Origin of the sequence: Candidatus Methylomirabilis sp. (genome assembly GCF_028716865.1) — a bacterium.
Classification (GTDB): domain Bacteria; phylum Methylomirabilota; class Methylomirabilia; order Methylomirabilales; family Methylomirabilaceae; genus Methylomirabilis.
Window position 1 is genome coordinate 102,698 of sequence record NZ_JAQUOY010000001.1, and the last position, 23,038, is coordinate 125,735.

At 57.4% G+C, this 23,038-nt stretch carries 24 protein-coding genes and 1 pseudogene; 9 read left to right on the forward strand and 16 right to left on the reverse strand.

All coding sequences use genetic code 11. From position 1 onward, the window contains the following. Window positions 1-58 precede the first annotated feature (58 nt). The 8 genes from PHV01_RS00535 (at window position 59) to PHV01_RS00570 (ending at window position 8,256) form a co-directional block, all read left to right on the forward strand. Window positions 59-688 (forward strand): phosphatidylserine decarboxylase family protein, encoded by a 630-nt coding sequence (locus tag PHV01_RS00535; RefSeq protein WP_337289182.1) that lies wholly within the window; start codon window positions 59-61, stop codon window positions 686-688. After that, window positions 685-1,485: a CDP-diacylglycerol--serine O-phosphatidyltransferase gene (gene pssA, locus PHV01_RS00540; protein ID WP_337289183.1), complete on the forward strand. Its 801-nt coding sequence runs from the start codon at window positions 685-687 to the stop codon at window positions 1,483-1,485. The genes PHV01_RS00535 and pssA overlap by 4 nt, the downstream gene beginning before the upstream one ends. 1 nt (window position 1,486) lies before the next feature. Then, window positions 1,487-3,034 carry a 2-isopropylmalate synthase gene (locus tag PHV01_RS00545; protein WP_337289184.1) on the forward strand — a complete coding sequence of 516 codons (1,548 nt, stop codon included), beginning with the start codon at window positions 1,487-1,489 and terminating at the stop codon, window positions 3,032-3,034. Window positions 3,035-3,049: 15 nt separating this feature from the next. After that, on the forward strand, window positions 3,050-4,072 hold the full coding sequence (locus PHV01_RS00550) for an aspartate-semialdehyde dehydrogenase (protein WP_337289185.1): 1,023 nt from the start codon (window positions 3,050-3,052) through the stop codon (window positions 4,070-4,072). A 211-nt stretch (window positions 4,073-4,283) separates the two neighbouring features. Continuing rightward, window positions 4,284-5,045, forward strand: a complete 762-nt coding sequence (gene truA / locus PHV01_RS00555) for a tRNA pseudouridine(38-40) synthase TruA (protein ID WP_337289186.1) — start codon at window positions 4,284-4,286, stop codon at window positions 5,043-5,045. Further along, complete coding sequence (locus tag PHV01_RS00560) at window positions 5,042-6,643, forward strand: multicopper oxidase domain-containing protein (RefSeq protein ID WP_337289187.1); 1,602 nt, start codon at window positions 5,042-5,044, stop codon at window positions 6,641-6,643. The genes truA and PHV01_RS00560 overlap by 4 nt, the downstream gene beginning before the upstream one ends. A gap of 43 nt (window positions 6,644-6,686) precedes the next feature. Then, the gene (locus tag PHV01_RS00565; protein WP_337289188.1) at window positions 6,687-7,754 is read left to right on the forward strand and encodes a thioredoxin domain-containing protein; all 1,068 of its coding nucleotides are present in this window, start codon (window positions 6,687-6,689) and stop codon (window positions 7,752-7,754) included. 52 nt (window positions 7,755-7,806) lie between these two features. Further along, window positions 7,807-8,256 (forward strand): ester cyclase, encoded by a 450-nt coding sequence (locus PHV01_RS00570; RefSeq protein ID WP_337289189.1) that lies wholly within the window; start codon window positions 7,807-7,809, stop codon window positions 8,254-8,256. Window positions 8,257-8,293: 37 nt separating this feature from the next. On the opposite strand, the gene PHV01_RS00575 is transcribed toward PHV01_RS00570, so the two are convergent. The 15 genes and pseudogenes from PHV01_RS00575 to PHV01_RS00645 all read right to left on the reverse strand — a co-directional run bounded on the left by PHV01_RS00575 (window position 8,294) and on the right by PHV01_RS00645 (window position 21,557). Beyond that, on the reverse strand, window positions 8,294-9,256 hold the full coding sequence (locus PHV01_RS00575) for an ELM1/GtrOC1 family putative glycosyltransferase (protein ID WP_337289190.1): 963 nt from the start codon (window positions 9,254-9,256) through the stop codon (window positions 8,294-8,296). A gap of 2 nt (window positions 9,257-9,258) precedes the next feature. Beyond that, window positions 9,259-10,254 carry an NAD(P)/FAD-dependent oxidoreductase gene (locus PHV01_RS00580; protein WP_337289191.1) on the reverse strand — a complete coding sequence of 332 codons (996 nt, stop codon included), beginning with the start codon at window positions 10,252-10,254 and terminating at the stop codon, window positions 9,259-9,261. Between the two features lie 48 nt (window positions 10,255-10,302). Next, window positions 10,303-11,901, reverse strand: coding sequence for an ATP-binding cassette domain-containing protein (locus PHV01_RS00585; RefSeq protein ID WP_337289192.1), 1,599 nt, complete (start codon window positions 11,899-11,901; stop codon window positions 10,303-10,305). A 108-nt stretch (window positions 11,902-12,009) separates the two neighbouring features. Continuing rightward, window positions 12,010-13,917: an ATP-binding cassette domain-containing protein gene (locus PHV01_RS00590; RefSeq protein ID WP_337289193.1), complete on the reverse strand. Its 1,908-nt coding sequence runs from the start codon at window positions 13,915-13,917 to the stop codon at window positions 12,010-12,012. A gap of 45 nt (window positions 13,918-13,962) precedes the next feature. Further along, window positions 13,963-15,213 (reverse strand): aminoacetone oxidase family FAD-binding enzyme, encoded by a 1,251-nt coding sequence (locus PHV01_RS00595; protein WP_337289194.1) that lies wholly within the window; start codon window positions 15,211-15,213, stop codon window positions 13,963-13,965. A gap of 61 nt (window positions 15,214-15,274) precedes the next feature. Then, entirely contained in the window at window positions 15,275-15,403 is a 129-nt protein-coding gene (locus tag PHV01_RS00600) for a hypothetical protein (protein ID WP_337289195.1), read from the reverse strand. Window positions 15,404-15,520: 117 nt separating this feature from the next. After that, entirely contained in the window at window positions 15,521-15,904 is a 384-nt protein-coding gene (locus PHV01_RS00605) for a nuclear transport factor 2 family protein (RefSeq protein WP_337289196.1), read from the reverse strand. Window positions 15,905-15,980: 76 nt separating this feature from the next. Continuing rightward, a pseudogene (locus PHV01_RS00610) lies at window positions 15,981-16,241 on the reverse strand (type I restriction-modification enzyme R subunit C-terminal domain-containing protein); the annotation flags it as partial. 363 nt (window positions 16,242-16,604) lie between these two features. Beyond that, on the reverse strand, window positions 16,605-17,348 hold the full coding sequence (locus PHV01_RS00615) for a serine protease (RefSeq protein WP_337289197.1): 744 nt from the start codon (window positions 17,346-17,348) through the stop codon (window positions 16,605-16,607). Between the two features lie 72 nt (window positions 17,349-17,420). After that, window positions 17,421-18,536: an FRG domain-containing protein gene (locus tag PHV01_RS00620; RefSeq protein ID WP_337289198.1), complete on the reverse strand. Its 1,116-nt coding sequence runs from the start codon at window positions 18,534-18,536 to the stop codon at window positions 17,421-17,423. 569 nt (window positions 18,537-19,105) lie between these two features. Beyond that, complete coding sequence (locus PHV01_RS00625; RefSeq protein WP_337289199.1) at window positions 19,106-19,402, reverse strand: nucleotidyltransferase family protein; 297 nt, start codon at window positions 19,400-19,402, stop codon at window positions 19,106-19,108. Window positions 19,403-20,201: 799 nt separating this feature from the next. Next, on the reverse strand, window positions 20,202-20,405 hold the full coding sequence (locus PHV01_RS00630) for a hypothetical protein (RefSeq protein ID WP_337289200.1): 204 nt from the start codon (window positions 20,403-20,405) through the stop codon (window positions 20,202-20,204). Between the two features lie 45 nt (window positions 20,406-20,450). After that, on the reverse strand, window positions 20,451-20,726 hold the full coding sequence (locus PHV01_RS00635) for a hypothetical protein (protein WP_337289201.1): 276 nt from the start codon (window positions 20,724-20,726) through the stop codon (window positions 20,451-20,453). Window positions 20,727-20,972: 246 nt separating this feature from the next. Next, the gene (locus PHV01_RS00640) at window positions 20,973-21,308 is read right to left on the reverse strand and encodes a type II toxin-antitoxin system PemK/MazF family toxin (RefSeq protein WP_337289202.1); all 336 of its coding nucleotides are present in this window, start codon (window positions 21,306-21,308) and stop codon (window positions 20,973-20,975) included. Next, on the reverse strand, window positions 21,309-21,557 hold the full coding sequence (locus PHV01_RS00645; protein WP_337289203.1) for an AbrB/MazE/SpoVT family DNA-binding domain-containing protein: 249 nt from the start codon (window positions 21,555-21,557) through the stop codon (window positions 21,309-21,311). 338 nt (window positions 21,558-21,895) lie between these two features. Here PHV01_RS00645 and PHV01_RS00650 point away from each other — a divergent pair, with 338 nt between their 5' ends. After that, window positions 21,896-22,357, forward strand: a complete 462-nt coding sequence (locus tag PHV01_RS00650; RefSeq protein WP_337289204.1) for a CBS domain-containing protein — start codon at window positions 21,896-21,898, stop codon at window positions 22,355-22,357. A 121-nt stretch (window positions 22,358-22,478) separates the two neighbouring features. Here PHV01_RS00650 and PHV01_RS00655 read toward each other — a convergent pair whose 3' ends face one another. Beyond that, window positions 22,479-23,030, reverse strand: a complete 552-nt coding sequence (locus tag PHV01_RS00655) for a flavin reductase family protein (RefSeq protein WP_337289205.1) — start codon at window positions 23,028-23,030, stop codon at window positions 22,479-22,481. Window positions 23,031-23,038: the final 8 nt, after the last annotated feature.

Sequence of the window (23,038 nt, forward strand, 5' to 3'; positions counted from 1 at the left end):
CAGCCATGGTATAAATGAGTAAAATCACTGAACAAAAACCTTTCTGTGCGCAGTGTGGATGATGATACCGATTGCGCGGGAAGGGTGGCCATTTATCCTCATACCGCTGAGTCTGGCTGTCATCCTCTGGATTGCAGGATGGCAGGTCAGTAGCGCTATCGCTCTTGTTTTGGCCGTGTCGGTGGCGTTGTTTTTCCGTGACCCACCACGCGATATTCCGAAAGGCGAGGGACTGATTCTTTCTCCGGCCGATGGGACGATCGTCCATGTGGGTCCGTATCTCGGCCGTGAGTTACAAGAACCGGCTACTCAGATCAGCATCTTCCTGTCGGTTTTCAATGTGCATATTAACCGCGCTCCGTTTCCCGCGGTGGTCGAAGAGGTGACGTACAGGCCAGGGACGTTTCGAATCGCGTGGCAGCCTGAGGCGTCGGCAGACAATGAACAGAACCTCATCATGCTGAAGGCGCCGGAAGGTCAGCTATTGGTGAAGCAGATCGCAGGCTTGATCGCAAGACGCATTGTCTGTCGGGTCGTTCCCGGGCAAAAACTTGAGGCCGGAGAGCGGATCGGGCTGATTCGATTCGGATCGCGCGTAGATCTGATCGTCCCGGCGCGAGCGGAGCTGTTCGTAAAACGCGGAGATCGTGTCAAGGGAGGGATCAGTGTGATGGGAGCGCTTCGATGAGAAGGGGTCGTCGCCGGCGCGGGGTGTACCTCTTACCCAGTCTGCTGACCATCAGCAGCTTGCTGTGCGGGGTCTATGCGATCGTCGCCGTACATAATGATGATTACACTCGCGCGGCCATCGCAATCCTTATTGCGCTGATTCTGGACGGCCTCGACGGGGCTGTCGCTCGTCTGACAAATACTCAGAGCGACTTCGGCGTACAACTCGATTCGTTGGCGGACCTAGTTGCATTCGGCGTCGCGCCCGCTATCCTTTCCTATGCGTGGGCGATCAAACCCTATACCAAGATGGGATGGCTGTTCGGATCGATTATCCCCACGGCGCTGTTCGTCTCGAGCGGCGCTTTCAGATTGGCGCGCTTCAACGTGCAGACGCAGACGCTCGATAAGCGCTATTTTGTCGGCCTCCCGATCCCGGCGGCCGCAGCGGTTGTTGCCTCCTTTGTGCTCTTCATGCGGGAGTCGCCTTCGCTGGTCCTCTTCCAGCATGAGTTGCTCTCAGAGCGGGTGATGTCGGCGCTTATGGTGGTCATGGTCTATGCGCTGTCGTTCTTGATGGTTAGCCGGCTCCGGTACCGCAGCCTGAAGGGAATCGAGTTCAAGAAGCGTCAGCCCTTCGCCCTCCTCATCGGCCTGACGCTCGTGGTCCTGGTCATCGCTTCAGAGCCCAGCCTGGTGGCCTTTTTGTTCTTTTCCCTCTTTGCGCTGTCCGGCGTTATTCGCTTGATTCCCGCGATTAGAAGACACGTGACAGAGCCGGTGGAGCATCTGATCGGTGGGGAAGGTGGACCGTAGAATGGGCAACCAAATCCTGATCTTCGATACCACGCTCCGGGATGGCGAGCAGGCGCCCGGCTGCAGCATGAATACCAGAGAGAAGCTGGAGATGGCCCGGCAACTGGCGCGCCTGAAGGTTGACGTGATCGAGGCCGGTTTCGCCATCGCGTCCGAAGACGACTTTGAGGCGGTCAAAACGATCGCCCAGAACGTAAAGGGCGGGCCGATCATTGCTAGCCTTTGCCGGACTCGCGATCTCGACATCGACCGCTCCTGGGAAGCGTTACAGTATGCTGATCGCTCACGGATCCATATCTTCATCGCCACCTCCGAGATTCATATCACGTACAAGCTGAAATCGACCCAGGAGGAGGTCCTGCAGGCCGCCATTGCGGCGGTGAAGCATGCCAGACGCTATACCGACGATGTCGAGTTCTCGCCGGAGGATGCGCATCGGAGTGAGCAGGATTTTCTCTGCAAGGTTGTTGAGGAGGTAATCAAGGCGGGGGCCACCACGATCAACATCCCAGATACGGTCGGCTATGGCCTCCCCTGGGAGTTTGGAGCCCGGATCAAGAATCTGTTTGATCGGGTACCCAACATCGATAAGGCGGTGATTAGTTGCCACTGCCATAACGACCTTGGGCTGGCGGTGGCGAACTCGCTGGAGGCGGTCAGAAACGGAGCCAGACAGGTCGAATGCACCATTAACGGAATCGGCGAGCGGGCAGGAAACGCCTCCCTCGAAGAGATTGTGATGGCGCTGCGGACACGAAAAGACCTGCTTGACTTCGAAACCGGCATCAATACGGAGGAGATCTACCGATCCAGCAAGCTGCTCACCAGCATCATCGGGATCCCTGTCCAGCCGAACAAGGCCATCGTCGGCGCCAACGCCTTCGCGCACGAGGCCGGTGTACACCAACACGGCATGCTGCAGAAGCCTCTGACCTATGAGATCATGACCCCGGAATCGGTGGGGGTTCCTCAGAGTCGACTGGTTCTGGGCAAGCACTCCGGGCGGCACGCCTTCAAGAAGCGACTGGAAGAGCTTGGCGCGATACTGCCTGAGGAGGCTGTCAATAGGGCCTTTACCCGGTTCAAGATCGTGGCCGATAAGAAGAAAGAGGTATTCGACGACGACCTGCTGGCCATCGTCGAGGAAGAAGCCCTGGCCGCCGGCGAGACCTATACCCTTGATTATCTGCAGTTCACCAGCGGCATGAATATCGTTCCCACTGCGACCGTGCGGCTCAAGCGCGACAACGAGATCTTCCAGGAATCAGGCTGGGGGGATGGCCCGGTGGATGCGGCCTACAAAGCGATCGACCAGATCACGAAGGTCCAGGGGCGCCTGGCCGACTATTCGATCAGGGCGATCACGGCAGGGAAGGACGCATTAGGCGAGGTGGTCCTGAAACTGGAGGTCAATGGCCATACCGTGATCGGCAGAGGAACCTCGACCGATGTTATTGAGGCCAGCGTGAGAGCCTACCTGAACGCAGTCAATAAGATTGTCGGTGCGGCGCGGCCGCCAAAAGATGTAGCCGCGCCAAAGGGACTGTAAGCGCGAGGGCGTGACATGGCGAACAGAACGTACACGGTAGCGGTCGCCGGGGCCACCGGCGCGGTCGGAGAGACGATGCTTCGACTGCTGGAAGAGCGAGGCTTTCCCGTCCGACGCCTGAAGCTCTTGGCCTCCGATCGCTCAGCCGGAAAGAGCCTTACCTTTAGGGGGGAGGAGATCAAGGTCGAGAGTCTAAGCGACGGTTCATTCCATGGGATTGAGATCGCCCTCTTTTCGGCCGGCGCTACCCGCAGTCATGAGTTTGCCCCAGCGGCCGTCAAGGCCGGCGCTGTCGTTATCGATAACAGCTCCGCGTTCCGGATGCAGTCCGATGTCCCGCTCGTCGTTCCGGAGATCAACCCGAACGCGCTTGCCGGGTATCAGACCCGCGGCATCATCGCCAACCCCAACTGCACCACGATCGTCATGCTCATGCCGCTGAAGCCGCTGCACGACTATGGCCGGGTCAGGCGCGTCATCGCCTCGAGCTACCAGGCGGTGTCCGGCGCGGGGGCGAAGGGGATCGAGGAGTTGAGACGGCAGACGTTAGCCTGGGCCAAAGGCGAACCGATTGAGGTTGGGGCGTTCCCCAAACAGATTGCATTCAACGTCATTCCTCATATCGACACGTTCCAGCCGAACGGCTATACGAAAGAGGAACTCAAACTTGTCTTCGAGACTCGGAAGATTCTGGGAGACGATTCGATCGGGGTCTCTCCCACGACCGTGCGCGTCCCCGTCTTTACCGCTCATTCAGTCTCCATGAACGTCGAGACGGAGCGGAAGATCGGAGTAAAGAAAGCGAAGGAGTTGCTCTCAAAGATGCCGGGGCTTGTCGTGATGGATGAACCGGAAGCGGGCCGTTACCCGATGCCGATCCTCGCGGCCGGCAAGGACGACTGCTTTGTGGGGAGGATCAGGGAAGATCTTACGAACGATCATGCCCTCAACCTCTGGGTGGTGGGAGACCAGCTTCGAAAGGGGGCGGCCCTGAATGCCATTCAGATCGCTGAGCTGTTAGTTGACCGATATCTCTAATCAGCCGAGAGTCTTGAACTCGTCCCGCAAACTCCCGTTCACCCTTCGACACGCTCAGGGCGAACGGCATGGACATTGAAGAAGTTGACGTTTACCCGTTCGTGCTGAGCCCGTCGAAGCACAACAGAGGATTGGCAGGACTTGGACCAATCGCTCACCCTCAACACCTCACCCCCCACGCTCTTTCGAAACAATGATGTCTACTTTCAAATTGACGATTGAGTACGATGGGACCGACTATCATGGCTGGCAAGTCCAGCCGGGAATGACGACCATTCAAGGAACGCTGGAGGAAGCGGTCGCGCGGATTGTCGGGCAGCGTATCCATGTCATGGGGGCGGGTCGAACCGATGCCGGTGTTCATGCCTTCGGACAAGTTGCCAGTCTTCGAGCGCCGTTCAGTCATCCTCCAGATACCCTCCGGCGAGCCCTGACCAGCGTTCTACCCTCCGATATCGTTGTAAGTCGAGTAGAGGAGGTCGATGAGGACTTTCACGCCCAGCGATGCGCCAGATGGAAGCGGTACCGGTATACCCTCCTAACGCGCCCATACCCCTCCGCTATCGAGCGCCGTTACACCTTATTTGTCCCTCACCCCATAAAGATAGATGCTATGGCTGAGGCCGCGAGGACGCTGATCGGGACACATGATTTCAGCGCCTTTCAAGCGGCCCACAGCTCCGCCGAATCCTCGGTCCGAACGGTCTTAGTGGCCGAGTTTCGACAGGAGGGGGATCATCTGGCCTTTGATATCGTGGCGGACGGGTTTCTCCGCCATATGATTCGAATCATCATGGGGACTTTGCTGGACGTTGGACGGGGAAGATTACGGCCAGAAGATCTTAAAGTGATACTTGAAGGAAAAGATCGTAGTCATGCATCTAAAACGATTTCCCCGCATGCCCTTTGCATGCTCGAAGTGGGCTACCAGCCATTTCAGATGCATCCGGAGCAGGAGGTGTGCTTCCTATGAGTGAAGCGACTGATCTTTCCCGGAGAAGGCTATTGCAGTGTCTCGGTCTTGGCGCGGTAGCTGTGGCAGGGGTTCCGGAGTGGTTGTTTGCGGCAGGCGAACAGAGTTCTCAGGATCACCAAGGTCAATCCGAGCCGGATGTCGAGATCGGGATCACCGCGCAGCCAACCGAGGTTCCGATTCTCTCCGGTCGACCGACGAAGGTCTGGAAATTCTCAGGGGAGCTGATCAAGGGGCCGCCTGGCACCGTGAAGGATATTCCGGATAGCTATCTCGGCCCCATACTACGGTTGCGCCAAGGGCAAAAGGTTCGCATCCGTTTCCACAACAAGCTGCCTGAACCCTGCGTAATCCATCAGCATGGTCTGCATGTACCCGAGAAGGCAGACGGTCACCCAAGGCATCAGATAGGCAGCGGTGAGACCTCTGCCTACGAATTTACAGTCCTCGATCGTGCCGGCGCCTATTGGTTTCACCCGCACACAAACCACCGGACGGCTGAGCAGGCCTACTATGGTCTGGCGGGCTTGATTCTCGTAACAGATACTGAGGAGCAGTTGCTGGATCTGCCGCGCGACGAGTATGATATTCCACTGGTCATTCAGGATCGCAGCTTCGATGACCGCAACCAGTTGCGTTATATCGCGCATATGCATGATCGATGGAGGGGGTTCTTGGGTGATCGGATACTGGTCAACGGGAAACCTGATTTTGTTCTCCCGCTGGCTACCCGAGTGTATCGCCTTCGATTCCTCAACGGGTCTAATTCACGCATCTACAAGTTGGTGTGGAGTGATGGGAGTCCGCTGACCGTAATCGGTACCGATGGAGGACTGTTGGAGAGCCCGGAGATCCGCAACTACGTCATGCTGGCACCCGGTGAGCGGGTAGACCTTTGGGCAGACTTCCGCGGCCGAAAGGTCGGTGAGGAAATCACGCTGCGCAGTACCGTCTTCTCTGGTGTGATGCCCATGATGGGCATGGGTGGTGGCATGATGGGGATGGGGCGCGGCATGAGAGGCGGGATGATGGGCATGATGGGCGCCTCTTTGCCTCAAGGGACGGAGTACCCTATCCTGACGGCTCGCATGGTACGAGAGGAACCTGATCAGCGTGTCCTCCCGCGCCGTTTATCGCAGATTCAGCGCTACCGGCCGCAAGACGCTGCCAATGCCCAGAAACCCAGGTCCATTCACCTGTCGATGAGGGGTATGTCGCCACGACTCAACGGCCGCTCGTTTGAACTGACACGGGTTGCCGAAGACGAGATCATCCCGCTGAATACCTTGCAGCTACTGGAATTCGTGAATCGGGATCACCGCGCCCGCGGGATGATGATGGCCCACCCGATGCACATCCATGGTCAGCAGTTTCAGGTGCTCAAGCGGGAGATGGCCCCCGGATTCGAACGACAGTACGCTTCGGTCAGTCAAGGATTTTTGGATAACGGCTGGAAGGATACGGTGCTGGTGATGCCTGGCGAAAAGGTGACGATCCTCAAGCGCTTTGACCATTTCACGGGTCTGTATCTGTATCACTGCCACAATCTCGAACACGAGGACCTGGACATGATGCGAAACTTTCTGGTACAGGCCTAGCGCAATCTGGTTTCTGAAATCAATAAGTAAGGAGGCTATTATTATGCTGTTCATGGGAAAGAGCGGATCAGCGCGTCGGGCTGCAGCGATTGGTGCGGCCTTCCTCTTATGGGTAGTTGTGGGGCAGCGGTCTGCATTCGGCGGCGAACCGGCGGCTAAACCGGTGGAACCGGGAATGGCCGCAAGGGTGGATGGCCAGGTAGTGACGCTTGATGAACTTGAGAAGGCTCTGGCCCCGCAGCTCGCCAAGCTGCAAGAGCAGAAGTTTCAACTTATGGAGTCGAAGCTGGAGGAACTGATCACGGAGCGCCTTCTGGCGATCGAGGCCAAGCGGCGCGGGATTACGGTTGAGGAGCTATTGAAGGCCGAGGTTACTTCGAAGGCCCCTGAGGTCACTGATACAGAGATCAAGGCATTCATGACACAGAATAAGGCGCGCCTGCAGGGACAGGAAGCTGAGCTTCGCCCTAAGGTTCGCGAGTACCTGGTGGGTCAGAAACTGCAGGAGGCGCGGCATGCCTATCTGACCGGCCTTCAGCAACGCGCCAAGGTCGAGCGCTTTCTGGAAGAGCCGGAGCCGGTCCGGATCCCGGTGAGCGCGGAAGGAGCCTTTGCTCAAGGTCCCAAGGATGCGCCGGTCACTATCGTTGAGTTCTCCGACTTTCAGTGCCCCTTCTGCAGTAGAGTCGTTGCGACACTGAAAGAGGTGGTGCGGCTTTACCCCAAGCAGGTACGGTTAGCGTTCCGGGACTTCCCGATCGCCGGCCTTCACCCCAAAGCGGCGAAGGCGGCCGAGGCGGCGCGATGCGCTGGGGAGCAGGGGAAGTTCTGGGAATATCACGACCTCCTCTTTGGGTCTCAGGCTCAGGCGACGCCCGCAGACTTCAAACGATTTGCCGAGCAGTTGAAGCTCGATGCCAACAACTTCGCGACATGTCTGGATAGTGGAAAGCACGCAGCAGCGGTCGCTTCTGATGTACAGGAGGGGACGCGCCTCGGCATCACCGGGACCCCGACCTTTTTTATCAACGGGCGGCTTGTCGTGGGTGCCCTGCCATTGGAGGCTTTCCAGAGGATCATCGATCGCGAGCTTCGTCGTTCTTCGAAATAACCGACCCTGAGTCCACACTGGGAATGTAGCACTCGTATTTAGGAGGGATGACATGTCGACCGAAGACAACAAACGTCTGGTGCGTCGCCTCTACGAGGAGACCGATAAGCAGAATTTCGCGGCGCTGGATGAGTTCTTCTCCGTCGATCTTATCGACCACGATCCGCCGCCAATCCCTGATCTCAAACCCGGCCTTGAAGGGATCAAGCAGGCATTCAAGGTGTTTGCGACTGCGTTTCCCGACGGCACCCATGTCATCCATGATCTGATTGCCGAGGGGGACCGGGTGGTGGTCCGAGTAAGCGGAACCGGAACGCATAAAGGCGAGTTCAAGGGTATCCCGCCGACCGGGAAGCTGGTAGAGATGGCTGGTATTGTCATCTACCGGATCGAGAGGGGGAAGATCGTGGAGCGATGGGCGCAACACAACTTCCTTGGATTCGTCATGCAGCAGCTTGGGGTGATATCCACGCATAGGCCGGAGTCCTCACCCCCATCCTGACCAACTGAGTTGTCGGGTTACGCTGCGCTAACCCGACCTACGAAAGAAGCCGCTCGCGGATTGCCGAGACCACGGCCCCTGTCGGATCTGGTGGAGTATACGTCCAGGGTTGGAACGTATCGCTCAGCGGCTTGGCTGCGCCATACGCGATGAGTTTGCCGATGATATGGCGATGGTAGATCTCGGTCGCGCAGTCATTTATGTCCACCAGCAGCGGCTTGCCTGTGTAACTGGCTTCGGAACACATGGAGACCGAATCTCCGGTGGCGATAAACAGATCGCCATGGGCGAGGAGCGCGGGATACAAATAGGAGTCGGCTTGTTGCCAGTCGAAAAAGCGGCAATTCAGACTCGCAATCTCGTTCAGTAAGGCGGCCAGAGCTTCATTCGGGGTTCGGCGGCTATTGGTGACCACCAGGCTCCCCTGGAGCGATGTGATGATGCTTGTGACCCGTCTACCTAAGCACCGAGCATGGTCTTCGTGGAAGCCGAAGCAATAGCGGGTGTTGCCGCCAACCAGCAAGCCCACCAGGGGCCGAGTCAAGCCGGCGAACACATCTCGGTGTCGGTGGAACGCTTGGTCCAGCAGGCGGTCCGTCATCCTGTGCACCACGCCCACGGTGGTGACGACATTGGCGCCGCTCAACTGGGGGGAGGCGACCAAATCGTACTCCTGAAGCCGCAGATCGAGTTCGTCCGGAAGGATGGAAGCCAGGTACACGTTCAGCAGCCGCCCATGGAACATACCCTTGAGATCCGCAATAGGACCGATCGTATCCTCACCGGTGCCGCTCAACAGGATCACAGGTCTGGGTTCGCCGTCCCGGCAGGCATGATCGTAGCGGTCTTCCAACAGCCTGGCGTAAGTCCCGGCGTCGTCGTTGGGCAAAGGAATGATCGCGTGGCCGTAGCCCAACTGCTCGGCCACGCCGAGGCGGGCGTGTAACTCGCCGGTGTAGGCGCTGTCCACGATCCAGACCAGCGGCGTATCAACGCCCATGCTTATGCTCCCACGTCTTGGACGATGGCCTGCGCCGCTACCGCGCCGTCGGCAATGGCGGTGACGACGGAGGGATGATCGGGGCTGGCGACGTCGCCGACGGCGTACACGAACGGCAGCGACGCGCGCTTCCAGGCATCGACCCGCACATAGCCGTCGCTATTCCTTTCCAGCCCGGCCAAGGGACCGAGCCCGACGAGGAATTCCGTATTCGGGGCGAAGCCGGTGCGGGCAAAAACCCGGTCAACCTCGATGCGTTCAGCCTTGGAATCGTTTCGGGCCAACGCAATGGCAATAGCGTCGGATCCCTGATAAAAGCCGGTGATGAGTGCGCCTCCGTGTTCCTGGACGCGCCCCTGCTGGATGAGCGCTTCCACCTCTTGACGCACCATGGGCTGCGCCCTGGGCCGCGAGCGGATGATCAAATGGGTGAGGGCGGTTCTGGGGGCGAGATCCTTGACGGTAAAATGGGCGTTGTCGCCGCCGCCTATCACAGCCACCCGCTTGCCCTCAAGGGCTTCCATTGGTTCGAGATGGTCCAGGGGGAAAAACGACAAGAGGCCGGATTCATATAGCGGAAGGGCGCCCGGGATTGGATGGAGGATGTCTGAGGAGTTGACCCGCAACCCTGTTGCGATGACGAGTGCTCGTGCAAGCAGCGATGCCGTGCAGTGATGTTTGCCTTCCCGCACAACCAGGCTAAACCCGGAATCTTCCGTCATTACGGAGTCAAGCCTGGCATCAAGGCGGACGTCGATGGCTTCATCGAACACGTGCCTGCCGTACAGCTCAGCGAGCGCCGACCCCGTTCGTCCCGGGATGCCCAATATCCAACGGTTGATCCGATGAATCCCTAACAATTGCCCGCCCAGCGCCGTGCCTGGCTCGATGAGGACAGGCGAAAAACCCAGATGCTTCAACCACAGCGCGCAGGACATGCCCGCTGCTCCGCCTCCCAGGATGGCGATATTTCGAGAGGAAGAAAGGACGCTAGGCATATGCCGTCCGGGCCGCTGGTCGGCGTGCCATGTCGCCAAAGACGCGCGTCAGACCAGCGACGAAGCGTATTCCTCGTAGCTCCCTTTGAAATCCACAATCTTGCCGTGCTCGAAGTGCCATATCCTCGTACCCACTTCTTCGAGCAGGTCCTGGTCGTGCGTGACCAGCAGCACGGTGCCCTCGAACTTTTGAAGCGCCACGTTCAGCGCGTTGATAGATTCCAGATCGAGATGGTTGGTGGGCTCGTCCAGGACGAGCATGTTCGGTTTCAACAGCATGATGCGGCAGAACAGCAACCGGGCGGTTTCGCCTCCCGAAAGTGCTTCGGTCGGCTTGTGGCCTTCTTCGCCGCTGAACAGCATCTGCCCCAGCAGTCCGTGAATATCCTGCCGTGACGCATCCGGATCGAAGCGGTGCAGCCAGTCCGCCGCAGTGAGCCCCTTCTCGATCTCTCCGGTGTGGTCCTGTGGAAAGTAGCCGATCGACACTCCGTGCCCCCACGTCGACTTGCCGCTGTCCACATCGGAAGGGGAGGCCGGCAAGCCTGGCGCATCGGCCAGCAGCGCCTTTAGCAGGGTAGTTTTGCCGGCCCCGTTGCGGCCGACAAGCACGATCTTCTCACCCCGATGGACGATGGCGCTGAAGCCGGAAATGACAGGATTATTCGTGAAGCTCTTCGATAGGTTCTCGAACTCCAGCGCAACTTTTCCGGACGGCCGCTTCATCAGAAACTTGATGTACGGACGCTGAATGTTCGAGCGGGCCAGATCGGTCGTCCGCAGCCGTTCGACTTCCTTGCGTCGCGATGTGGCCTGGCTCGCGCGCGTGCCCGCCCCGAAACGCTGGATGAAGTCCTGCAATTGCGCGATCTTCTTTGCCCGTTGCGCGTTCTCGGACTCGATCTTCGACCGTATCTGCGTCTTGGCGACTACCATGTCGTCGTAGCCGCCGGTGTAGGTGATGATCGTCTGATAGTCGATGTCGGCGATGTGCGTGCAGACGTTATTCAAGAAATGGCGGTCGTGTGAGATAACGATGAGCGTGCCGTCGTACCGGCCAAGGAGTTCCTCCAGCCAATGAATCGAATCCAGGTCCAGGTGGTTTGTCGGCTCGTCGAGTAGCAGCGCTTCCGGGTGGCCGAACAGGGCCTGCGCCAGCAGCACACGCACCTTCTGCCCGCCCTGTAATTCCGACATCTTCCAGTCGTGGATGTCGTCGGGAATGTCGAGCCCCTGCAGCAGCAGGGCCGCGTCGTTTTCCGCCGAGTAACCGTCTTCGTCGCCGACAATGCCCTCGAGCTCACCGAGGCGCATGCCGGCCTCGTGGGTCATCTCCGGCTGTGCGTAGAGCTCGTCGCGCTCCTGAAGGGCCGCCCACAGGCGTGCGTTGCCCATGATGACGGTATCGATGACGCGGAACCGGTCGAAGGCGTATTGGTCCTGGCTGAGGACGCCGAGCTTACGCGGCCCGGACACCGTACCCACCTGCGGATCGATCTCGCCGGTAAGCAGTTTCATAAACGTCGACTTGCCGGCCCCGTTGGGGCCCGTCAGGCCGTAGCGCCGCCCTGCGGAAAACGTCGTCGTGACGTCTTCGAACAGGATTTTCGAGCCGAACCGCATGCACACGCCGTTCACTGAAATCATAGCGGTGTATTATAGCAGGAAGGCAACTACTTAGGTAGATAGACTGTAGTCTTTTAGACTGTAGGAACACGCACGGACTTCAGCCTACAGCCTAAACACCTGAGTCCGTTACGCGCGTCCGCGTGCGATGCGGGAATCGAGCTCATCCCAGCGGGCGTAGGCGTCGTGAAGCTCGTGTGCCAATGCCTCGAGGCGCGCGAGCGCTTGTGTGATGGAATCGGCCGACTGCCGGTAAAAGAGGGGGTCGGTGATCGAGGCGGTCAATTGCGCGTGCTCGCGTTCCAGGGCTTCGATCTGCGCCGGAAGCTGCTCGAGTTCCCTTTGCTCGCGATAGGTCGGTTTCTTTCGGGTCGCCACCGTCACGGGTGGTTCCGCAGAGCGTGCCGTCCTCTCCGGCTGTGCCTTAGCTGCTATCTCCCGGGTGTCGCGCTGCCGCAGCCAATCCTCGTATCCACCGACATACTCCTGCACGTGTCCGCCGCCTTCGAAGGCGAGCGTACTTGTAACGACGTGATCGATGAACGCGCGATCGTGGCTGACAAGCAGCAGCGTTCCCGGCCACTCGATGAGATACGATTCGAGCAATTCCAGCGTCTCGATATCGAGATCGTTTGTGGGCTCATCGAGGACGAGGACGTTGGCGGGTTGCGTGAACAGGCGTGCCAGCATCAAGCGATTTCGCTCACCGCCCGACAGCGTCTGTACCCGGGCATACGCACGCTCAGGTGGAAATAGAAAATCGCGGAGGTATCCGTGGACGTGCTGCGTACGGCCGTTTACCGTGACCGTGTCGTTTCCGTCGCCGACCGTGTCAAACACCGTGCGCTGGGAATCGAGTTGCTCGCGTTGCTGGTCGTAATACGCCACCTGGACGTTGGCGCCGCGCTTCACATCGCCCGTGTCGGGCGTGAGTTCGCCGATCAACAGTCGAAGCAGGGTCGTCTTGCCCGAACCGTTCGGACCGATCAACCCCACACGATCGCCGCGCATCACGCGTAACGACAGATCACGGACGACGGCCTTGTCGCCGAACGATTTCGTGATGCCGGTGGCCTCGAACACAAGCCGACCCGAGCGCTCGCTGATCTCGGCCTGCAGACGCACATTACCGACCTGCGCGCGCCGTGCGGCCCGCTCTTGTCGCATGGCCAACAGCGCACGAACCCGGCCTTCATCCCGCGTACGCCGCGCCTTGATGCCCTGGCGAAGCCACACCTCTTCCTCGGCGAGCCGCTTGTCGAACGTGTTGTTTTGCGCGGCTTCACTCGCAAGCCATTCTTCCTTCCTACAGAGGAAGGTCGCGTAGTCGCCGGGCCACGACGTCAGTATGCCGCGATCCAGCTCCACGATCCGCGTTGCCAGATTCTGGAGAAACACCCGGTCGTGGGTGACAAACACCACCGCACCTGCGTACGTCTTGAGAAACTCTTCGAGCCAGATCATCGCGTCGATGTCGAGATGGTTGGTGGGCTCATCGAGCAGGAGGAGTTGTGGTTGGGCCACCAGCGCCCGCGCCAGCAGCACACGCCGCCGCCAGCCTCCTGACAAGCTATCGACGATGGCCTCGGCCGGGAGGTCCAGACGCTTGATAACGGTTTCTACGCGCTGTTCGAGGCGCCAACCGTCCCGCTCTTCGAGTTCGCGCTGCAGCCTGCCCAGCTTGTCGAGCGAGATATCGGTGCCTCGCTCGGCTACCTCCACCGCCGCGTGATGGTAGGCGGCCACCAACTCGCCGAGGTTACCGAGTCCTTCCGCAACGACGTCGAACACAGGGCGGTTGGACGACAGGGGAACATCCTGCACGAGCCGCGCAACCCCAATCTCAGGCTGTCGCCACACCGAGCCGCTGTCAGGGGTCTGATCTCCACTGAGGATCTGGAGCAATGTGGATTTGCCGGTGCCGTTCCGGCCGATCACGCATACACGTTCGCCGGCTTCGATCTGCAGGCTTGCGTCGTCGAGCAGCGGGACATGTCCATACGCGATGGAGACGTGATCGAGTGTAATAAGAGCCATCCGTGAACCTACTATTTCAGATTGAGAGAGTGAATGATTATAGACCTATTGCGTGTGTGATGCGCCAAGGCCGGCCGCACGCCCCGTCGCCCACGCCCAGAGGAAGTTGTAGCCGCCGATCGGTCCGAAGGCGTCGAGCATCTCGCCGCACAGAAACAGCCCCTTATGAATCTTGCTTTCCATCGTCTTCGGATCGATCTCCGACAGACGCACGCCACCGCCGGTAACTTCGGCGTTCCTGTACCCCCCGTCTCCTGACCACGGCAGTTCGCAGCGCACGAGAATGTCGATGAGGCGGAGCCGCTCATCGCGGGTCAGTTGCGAGAGCGTTCGGCGGAGATCAATCCCTGCGAATTCGATTAGCGCTTCAGCGAGTCGACGCGGCAACTGAGCCGCCACAGCGTTCAACACCGTTCGAGAGCCGCGCGGTGCGAGAGCCGATTCCCAATCCTTATCGTTCAACGACGTCCAGCTCACAACGAGACGTGCGGGAGCGCTCATCTCGGCGCGTGAGCGTACGGCGACATGAGACACATCGAGCACGGCAGGTCCGCTGTAGCCGTGGTGGGTGAACAGAAATCCTCCTGTCGATGTGGACTCCAAAATTCCTGCGCGGGCGGTCAGTGTGACCGGCAGCGAGATTCCTGAAAGCGCGGCGAACGGCGCGCCACCCATCGTGCCCGGTTTTCGCCGGACCGTCGCCGTCAGCGAGGTCAGCGCCGGGTAGGTTCGGTTGATCGTGTGGCCCAGCGTCTCGACGATGCGAAGCCCAAGACCGTCGCTTCCCGTACCGGGAAAGGAGAGGCCGCCCGTGGCGACAACGACGGCATCGGCCCGTAGAGAGGGTCCTCCGCGTCGTTCGATCTGCCAGCCGTTGCTGACCGGCGTGAATCCGGTGACCAACGCGCCGGCCTCGATCACGACGCCTCTGGCGCGTGCGAGCACCAGCAGCCGGTCGCGAACATCGCGCGCACTCTCGGATTGTGGAAACAGCTTCGCCGACTCCGTTTCTTCCATCAGGGGGATCCCGGCTTCGCCTTCGAAGAACGCGATCTGTTCGCCGAGCGGCCAGGAGCGGAGCATCTTTCGAAGGGTGTGGGGTGAAGAATCGGTGACGAAGCGCGACTCATGAACGACGGCGGGCAGGATGTTGCACCGGCCGCCCCCGCTCATGAGGATTTTGCGTCCGCCGTCCTTCGTGCGTTCGAGGAGCAGTGTCTCGGCGCCGCCGGAGGCCGCAAAGATCGCGGCCATAGTCCCCGCTGCCCCCGCTCCAATGACGACAACGCATTTCATCGGGCCGGGTCGAGCGTCACGTCAGACCGACGAAGCGTCAGCTTCCTGGCGTGATTGAAGGTCACTTGGAAGAGATGGAGCTGGACTTATGCTTCTTTTCTTGTTTCAACTTTCGTTTTGCCTTTGGATCAAGCTGGGCCTTTTTCTGCGTTTCCCTTTTGCCTTTATCCTTTTTTCCACTGTCACCCATTGCTGTGTCTCCTTTCGTGAAAATAAGTTGCGCCGACAACCGTTGTGACTCCGCGCCCCGACTGAAGATGCGCGGCGTCTGGGGTGCGTGCCCGAGTGAACACAGGGTCAGGCCTGGTCACTTGGCAGCCTCATCTGCCATCGTGTCTTGACTGAATATGTTGACCCAGTCAGCACCGCGTTGTTTCCAGACTGACGATACGTACATGGTGTGGACCACCTGTAGATCGGCCTTGCCGGCCGGTGTAAAGGTTGCTCGATAGGCAAGAAGCACGGTGTCCGGTGCGAACACCAGGAGTCGAGGATCCTCGATGGCGAAGCTTTTAACAATAGGGCCGTTGCGCAGTTGCGCCACATGGTTATCTCTTGAACTGAAGCCCGTTGCATAGACGCCGACAAACTGGGGATCGAGGAGACTGGAATCGGCGCCGGCATCGCCATCTGCCAGCGCCTGCCAGACGCGGCGCTCAAGCGCGATGAACAGGTCTATGTCTGGTAACATTTCAGGACACTCCTCCGATTGTACGGCTACGATGCCTAACGCTCACCCCTATTGGTCGCTCATTGGTTATTGTTTGTCACGCGGCCGCCTGTTGCTGATACAGGTACTTCTGGAAGCCTGCGAAGACACGCCCAATCTCATCCGGCCTGCCCAGATCGGCCACGGCGTCGGCGATGGAGTTGTGATACTTCAGCCGCAATAGGGGAGTGAGCTTGTCCTGATCAAGTTCTTCCACCCCGACGCTGACGTAGTGTGACAGCACAAAATCGAGAAACACCTGCTGCTTACTGTTGAAACGCGTGCTGATAACGACCTTGGCCCTTGCGGCCCGTTCTTCAGCGATGAGGAACCAGTTTGTTCGTCCAGCCCTTGCGCTGGCGGCCGCGCTCAGCAAAAAACAATCCTTGTGGCGAGGTGCCATCTGGCCTTTCGGTGCGCGGCTCATCCACCTGTTCGATGACCTGGAAGGGCAGGACGATACTGCAGACCTCGCTGGACTTACCGTTCCAGACAAGTTCCACCTCGCGCTTGTCCTCGAAGAGCAGGAAACGAAACTTGTCCGGCAGCGGCTTGTCGGCCTCGATGTATCGGATGATCTCTTGTTGCTCTTGTTCAGCCAGTCATGGCATGAAACTTCTCTTTTCCCGACGTCCTACCTAGTGTCAAACTGAGGGGTGTGATGGAAAATGTAACGTTAAGCTCAGCGGGAAGGAGCTTTATCCGCATCCGCTGGAACACCTTGTGATACAGCACCTTTCTCGTTTTGTTGTTGCTGTTCAATTTCTCGCTTTTTCTTATTTGCATCGTCTACGGAGCGAATGTGATTGATGACGCCATGAAAATGAGAAACATCTTGAGAATAGAGTAAGCCAGGGAGAGTATCACCAGCGGCTCGGTTTGCCTTATATGCGGAAACAATACCAACAACCTTAACCCCATCGGTGCTGTGAAGAAATGTAACCGGACCTCCGCTGACTCCATTAATAGCGACACCGTCAATGAGGTAGGCTTTCCTGAAGTCTTGCCACGCACTGATGTTACCGGAAAAGAAACAAAGGGTATAGGGCTCGATAGCGGGAAAGCCGAGCCAACTGACCTCATTGCCGATGCTGAGAGGCGTGCCGAGTGGGAGAAGTTCTATAAGCTCACTTGGGAGTTCAAAGTCAGGCTTTTGAAAAAGTATTACAGCGGAATCAGTTTTCCAATCGGTGATGATGATATATTCCGAATCTTTTAAAAATAATTCCCTAGAGGAACTATGATGAGTCAAGCGAATTGGCTGTTTCCATGTATTAGCATACTCAACAACGTGAAGAGCGGTTGCAACGCCGCACCATGTCTTGGCATCATTATAAAGGAAATGGAATCCAGTTCCGTGGCCTGTTGGAGTTTCGATTTTAAAGATGTAAGGCGTAACTTTTTGAACTACCTGCTCCCAATTCACGTTTATCGCCTCCTGCTATACTGCCGCATAACAGAGTCGTACCTTCCTTTAGCGTTGGCCTCCAGTGCCTGATTAGATTTCAAAATTGCGCTCCTTCAGTTCCTCGCAAGCTCCGTCCAACCCCGGAAACAACGAACCTGCTGTGATGCCCATGTAGCCGAGTTCGCGAACCACCTGCTTACGGTCGCGAACAGGTAAATCAATTGCCGAGAGGTAGTTCTTGCCATTGGATTCCTTGGACTTAATGTACGACTCAATATCGTCAATATTCGTAAGCGTGGAGGCCGCCTGCTGTGGAATCATTCGCTCGTTTTCGATTGCCATGAACTCTCCAATCGACAAATGAGGCTCGGCGGCAAGCAACTGCAGCAACTGATTCCAGTCGGTCCTCCACTGTGCTTGATCGAATACCAAAATCCTCACTTTGTCATTGGGATCGGCTTCGGCAGCTTGCTCATTTGAGATGCCACGATATGCAAAGAAGGCGGCTACATAGGGAGAGTATGTCCAGTCCAAGAGCGGGGTAGGATACCCATGGTGTTGGACCAAGTTGAAGAAGGCCCCATTCTCATTTGGGATTTCTAAATTGAAGACATGCTTTGTCCTCGCGCTGAGATGCTTATATAGGACTTGAATATCTTCACTCAGAAATCTTGTCAGGTCAGCCCGCCCGGCGCGATGGAATGACGTGCGCAAGCGCCACGGTTTATTCTGTCCCCGAAATAAGTACCGCCTTCTTTCCAGGCCAGCGACGTACTCTTGATAAGCTCTCCATTCTTTGTTTAGCGCCACAAGCCCAGAAGGCTTATCTGCCATAGACCGCGGCAACACGGAGGTGCCTGTCGCCTCGATGTCCGTCGTCCATGACAGCGTCAAGGAATCATTTCCCCAGAAGCCGGCTACATCGGCATACTTGGAGACAGCCATACTGTCCGAGTAGTGATGCTTAACGCCATCCCACAGGGCGGTTGTTCCGGAAAGCGGATCAATCGGTAGTATAAGGTTGGTGCGAAATTGGAAGGCATTCTCCTTGTTTTCAGTCTTGAAGAACGCAGCGGTGCTGGGGACCGCCTTGTCGCTCTCATTGAGGTAGGCAACGCCTTGATAGTGCGAGGAGCGCTCGTCGATATTGACGATGATCGTACCAGCAGTTGAGCCGGTGTAGCTACCTATCCACTGCCCCTTCATTCCTTAAGCCTTTCTATCACTTGAAATCGAATCACTGCGTATACTGACTGGCATAGTATGCGGCTACAGCGCGAACACGTCCATGTGATTCTCGTTTCGATTCACACACTTGTCAACCATATCCCCAACGCTGGTGTGGGGAGAACGGTCTTTCTATACCCGGTACACGCCTTCTACGGGGTGAGTCACATGCAGGAGATGAATGCTAGCGGACACCGTCAGGAACCACTGTTGGTTCGATCCGCTTCTTCAATCAATCTTTCTACATCTTCGAGCAGTTTGTCCAAGTCTTCTTCGATGATGCCCCATACGATCGTGTGGTCGATGCTGTCGTAGCCATGTACGAGGATATTCCTGAACGATGCGATGTTGCGATGCTCCCGTATTTTGCCGAGTAGAGCGGGATTGTCCTTCCTGATTCTATTCAGTGCTTCTCCAAGAATCTCGAACTTCCGCTCAACACCACTCCGGAGTAATTCATCCTACTCATATTCGTCAAATGTCTTTCCACGGACGAACCGGAGAATGGCCGAAGCAGCTTCTCTGATATCGTAGAGGTATTGAGGAGTTCATCCTCCATAGATGTTCATCCTCTCCTTGAGAACCCTGCGGCGGAAATAGGGATTTCTGAGACCCCTGACCGTGAGTAGGTCAATCTTGCACCCCAAGGTATCTTCGAGATAATGGAGCAGTCCAAAGAATCTCTTGGATGGGTGCAGATAGGGCTCCTCGAACTCAACGAGGAGATCAACATCGCTTCCAGCAGTTCCCGCGCTGCGCGCGAGCGACCCGAAAAGGTCCAGCCTCTTTACTTTGAATTCCCTGCAAGCCGGCACTGCAACACTCTTAATGTCTTGCAAAGTCATCAATGCATCCTCCGAATCGACCCAGGCGCCCTGTAATCGAACTGTGTGGGCTGCTTTAGAGAACGATACAGGCCGATGGCCTATCTTCAAAGGCGGTACCACTATTCACCGGCGAATTTATTCGCAATATCGCACTCGTACCCCAATCGGTCAAGACTCTTCTGGCCGACAATCGCTGGTGGCTTCGGTGACCTTATCTCGGCCGCCCTATAGACGATCAGCGCGGCTATTGACCCCCAAGTCCACCCCGATTCAGGACTTGCGTAGAGATCATGGTCGTGCTGACATCTTTGCCCCAATCATTCCTGCCGGTCAAAGCGCATTCAGGCTGTTCCGTCCAGGCGGTTCACGCTCTCTCGCTTTGTGACACTTTTCTTGGCTTTCCCTGAAGGTACGTGCTTCAGCTTTCGGCGTGTCTGGCCTGGCAGCTTCATGTCTAGGAGCGGCAAAAGTAATTCTCGCCAGTTATCGACCGACCCCATGACACCGTTAATTTCAAGGCTGTCTTCTCCGTAATATACCTGGAGCTTTTCGTTGCAGCAGCCGCATTTAAATAGAAACCTGGGGTCTCGCTTCCCCTGTTTAGTCCTATGAAATACTCGGATATCCCAATAACCATCAGAGCGGGTTTGGGCAATCTTGCGATTCGTTCCCATCGGTTTCCTCAAGATCTTACCCCCTTCTATCTTCCCCCACCCACGCTTTCACGCGGCGCCCTGTCGCCATCGCTGTCCAGGCCGCTTACGGACTATAGCGGAGGTATGGCTCATCACTGGGGTATCTGTTCCCGCCGGCAGTCTTACGCCGCTGTCAGTCGGATATCGAGAGAGCTCCCGAGGACTCGCGGGACCTTCAGCAGCGTCTCGATAGTGACATTGCCTGCATTGTGTTCGATCCGGACGATCGCTACCGCGATCCGGGTCTGGCTGAGCTTTCGTTGCCGACGGAGCGCAGCGAAGCGGCGTCGAGTTCGATGTCCTCGGCCCCAGTGCCTCAAGGCCATGTCGCAAAGCCTGTCGTGAACATGTCGTAAACATTGTCGCAAAAATCAACCCGGCTCCGCCAGGCGGTAGAGCAGGTGGTGCGTTTCACCTTCGGTGACCAGCAGTCCGACATCGACCATGATTTTCAGGTCCCGCTGCAGAGACCGACGGTTGACCTCGGGACACAGACGTTCGAAGCTCTGGATAGTCAGGCTGCCGTGCTCAAGAATGTGTCCGAGGGCCTTGGCCTGGCGCCCCGAAAGATCATGCTGCTTGATGAGCACATCCCATCGGATGGCCTGCTCTCCGTGCTCTCTCGCCTCGGTGAGTTGGATGGTCAATTGCCCCAGTTACAGTATGATTGGCAATGCTGTCCTCCCCACCTGATCTGCCTGTGGCAGACAGGCGGCAGACAGACCCCTCCAAGGAAAAAAGGTGACTGACGATCTATTACGCCAAATCTGGGAGACGGTCAAGCGCTTTTCGTGGCTTTTTGTGGCGAAGCAGGCGTCGGGACTGGCTTTTCGAGGGAAAGCGTAAAGGCACCCAGCAATCCATCACGGTCGAGTAGTCGCCTGGTTGGGCCGTTAATAAATACATGCATCAAGGATCGATAACACCTCTTCAAACACGGCATCAGAAGCGGTGCCTATACGCCTGACCTTACGCGTACGATAATCTATCGACTTGACCTGCTCAACCATGACAAAGCCGGCCACATTCGGATCGTTGGGAACAGCCACATGAAATGGGAATCCTCGATCTGTCTTCGTGACAGGACAGACGATCGCAAGGCCGGTATGTTGGTTAAACAGCGTATTGCTGACCACTAAGGCCGGCCGTCTGCCCCTCTGCTCGTGGCCGGACTGGGGATCGAACGTCACAGTAACGAAGTCGCCTTTTTTTGGTATGTAGTCGGCCATTTACCACGATTCTCTGCCGACTGGTTGTCCCCAATCAATTTCTTCTGTTTCATAGTCGCTAGGGATGCGAGAGACCAGTTTCTGAAGGCTATGTTTTCCACGCACACGCCGCACAGGAGCAATGACGATGACACCATCTCTTGCGCGTACATCAACATCGTCACCAAGCGAGATGTGCGCTTCCTCAAGAACATGCTTGGCTAGGCGAAGTCCTTGGCTATTACCCCATCTTTGGATCTTGGTCACCATAATCGACCCTCCTTAGGATATACGCAGTATAGCCATTGACTTCAATCGTGTCAAGTCTTGTTAGGGTCCAGCTTGCTTGACAAGAACGAGGTTGGTTACTACATTCAATATGAAGGCGGCGATGTGTGAGTTGTGCCCCATGGAGAAGAGGTAGTCCATGGGGGTACGGGAAGTAGAAATGCCTGAACGTTCGAATTCGCAAGAGGTCGAGGTACAGGTTACAGCCCTTCAGGTCCTGCCGCCTACCTGAGGGGCTGTACTGTTTCTGAGGCGGGGTGGTCGGAGGGGAGGAGATCGCCCTTTTCATGTTATCCGGTAGTTGCAAGGAGGGATAGAAGATGAAAGTGCGAGAGGGTATGATGACCGAGTTGGTGACGGCTTCACCGTGGGAAACCGCCGCCGAGGTAGCGCGCAAAATGCGCGACCAGAAAGTGGGATGCGTGCTGATTTCTAACGAGGGTAAACTTCTCGGCCTCATTACCGACCGAGAGATCACGATCAAGTGCGTTGCCGAAGGATGGAACCCGCAAAATACACGGATCGAGGAGATCATGACCCGGAATCCTTACACGATCGCTCCCGATTTTGAGATGGCTGAGGCCGCGCGGCTCTTTGGCCAGCGCAAAGTCAGGCGCTTCCCTGTTGTCGAGGACGGCCAGAAGCTGCTTGGTATCCTCTCCATCGCCGATGTGGCCCCCGACTTTAAGACGTACTTTGACGGGATCTTCCACGAGCTCGTCGAATGGCGGCATGAGCCAAAGGGCCAGCACAGTGGATGGGAGAGCACCTGCACCCACTAGGAGGTCTTAGGTCAAACCGAAGTATCTCTGTTCGAAGAGGGACCACTACCGGCCCCAAGGGGTTGGAAAAGCAGCTATCGGCCATAAGCTGTCAGCTCAGCTTATGGCTGGTAGCTGCTTTTTAGAGGAGTCCAAGATTACACTGGGCGTCATGTTCGAGGAGCCGCCGCATGGTGGCGAAATCCTCCGGGGGTAACACTTCCGGCAAGTGGTGGAGGCAGAGCGGGTTTCGGTCGGCCACGATCTTCCCATCAATGACGTCAGCCAGGTAAAAGAGATGAGCGCCAGCCCCGGCATCGAGCACTGTCCTGACTTCGCACTCCAGGTAGCCGACAGTTCCCTGTAGGATGGGGCTGCCGGTCACCCCGCGCTCAAAGGGAACGGTCGCAAATTTGTTCATCTCTCGGCCGGACCGGAAGCCGAAGTGGGCCACCAATGGCCATTGATCCTTCCCGAGCAGGTTCAGTGCGAACTTTCTGCTAACCTCAATAAGTTCGCGGGTAAAGGTCGTCCGGCCAATCCCGACCAGAATACGAGGGACCTGTGGGACGATCGTCGCCGGCACTACCCAGCATACAATCTGGCCGCTGGATCGGTCCTGATGGGCTGCCGTCAGGACAAAGATCTCATAATCCAGCTTACCGAGTACCGCCGCAATACTGTTTTCGTCCATGGGCACCT

Bases quoted from the DNA above. Each gene is read 5' to 3' on its own strand.
- PHV01_RS00535 (WP_337289182.1), top strand. From the start codon at position 59: ATGATGATACCGATTGCGCGGGAAGGGTGGCCATTTATCCTCATACCG.
- pssA (WP_337289183.1), top strand. From the start codon at position 685: ATGAGAAGGGGTCGTCGCCGGCGCGGGGTGTACCTCTTACCCAGTCTG.
- PHV01_RS00545 (WP_337289184.1), top strand. From the start codon at position 1,487: ATGGGCAACCAAATCCTGATCTTCGATACCACGCTCCGGGATGGCGAG.
- PHV01_RS00550 (WP_337289185.1), top strand. From the start codon at position 3,050: ATGGCGAACAGAACGTACACGGTAGCGGTCGCCGGGGCCACCGGCGCG.
- PHV01_RS00560 (WP_337289187.1), top strand. From the start codon at position 5,042: ATGAGTGAAGCGACTGATCTTTCCCGGAGAAGGCTATTGCAGTGTCTC.
- PHV01_RS00565 (WP_337289188.1), top strand. From the start codon at position 6,687: ATGCTGTTCATGGGAAAGAGCGGATCAGCGCGTCGGGCTGCAGCGATT.
- PHV01_RS00570 (WP_337289189.1), top strand. From the start codon at position 7,807: ATGTCGACCGAAGACAACAAACGTCTGGTGCGTCGCCTCTACGAGGAG.
- PHV01_RS00575 (WP_337289190.1), bottom strand. From the start codon at position 9,256: ATGGGCGTTGATACGCCGCTGGTCTGGATCGTGGACAGCGCCTACACC.
- PHV01_RS00580 (WP_337289191.1), bottom strand. From the start codon at position 10,254: ATGCCTAGCGTCCTTTCTTCCTCTCGAAATATCGCCATCCTGGGAGGC.
- PHV01_RS00585 (WP_337289192.1), bottom strand. From the start codon at position 11,901: ATGATTTCAGTGAACGGCGTGTGCATGCGGTTCGGCTCGAAAATCCTG.
- PHV01_RS00590 (WP_337289193.1), bottom strand. From the start codon at position 13,917: ATGGCTCTTATTACACTCGATCACGTCTCCATCGCGTATGGACATGTC.
- PHV01_RS00595 (WP_337289194.1), bottom strand. From the start codon at position 15,213: ATGAAATGCGTTGTCGTCATTGGAGCGGGGGCAGCGGGGACTATGGCC.
- PHV01_RS00600 (WP_337289195.1), bottom strand. From the start codon at position 15,403: ATGGGTGACAGTGGAAAAAAGGATAAAGGCAAAAGGGAAACGCAGAAA.
- PHV01_RS00605 (WP_337289196.1), bottom strand. From the start codon at position 15,904: ATGTTACCAGACATAGACCTGTTCATCGCGCTTGAGCGCCGCGTCTGG.
- PHV01_RS00620 (WP_337289198.1), bottom strand. From the start codon at position 18,536: ATGAAGGGGCAGTGGATAGGTAGCTACACCGGCTCAACTGCTGGTACG.
- PHV01_RS00625 (WP_337289199.1), bottom strand. From the start codon at position 19,402: ATGACTTTGCAAGACATTAAGAGTGTTGCAGTGCCGGCTTGCAGGGAA.
- PHV01_RS00630 (WP_337289200.1), bottom strand. From the start codon at position 20,405: ATGGCCTTGAGGCACTGGGGCCGAGGACATCGAACTCGACGCCGCTTC.
- PHV01_RS00640 (WP_337289202.1), bottom strand. From the start codon at position 21,308: ATGGCCGACTACATACCAAAAAAAGGCGACTTCGTTACTGTGACGTTC.
- PHV01_RS00645 (WP_337289203.1), bottom strand. From the start codon at position 21,557: ATGGTGACCAAGATCCAAAGATGGGGTAATAGCCAAGGACTTCGCCTA.
- PHV01_RS00650 (WP_337289204.1), top strand. From the start codon at position 21,896: ATGAAAGTGCGAGAGGGTATGATGACCGAGTTGGTGACGGCTTCACCG.
- PHV01_RS00655 (WP_337289205.1), bottom strand. From the start codon at position 23,030: ATGGACGAAAACAGTATTGCGGCGGTACTCGGTAAGCTGGATTATGAG.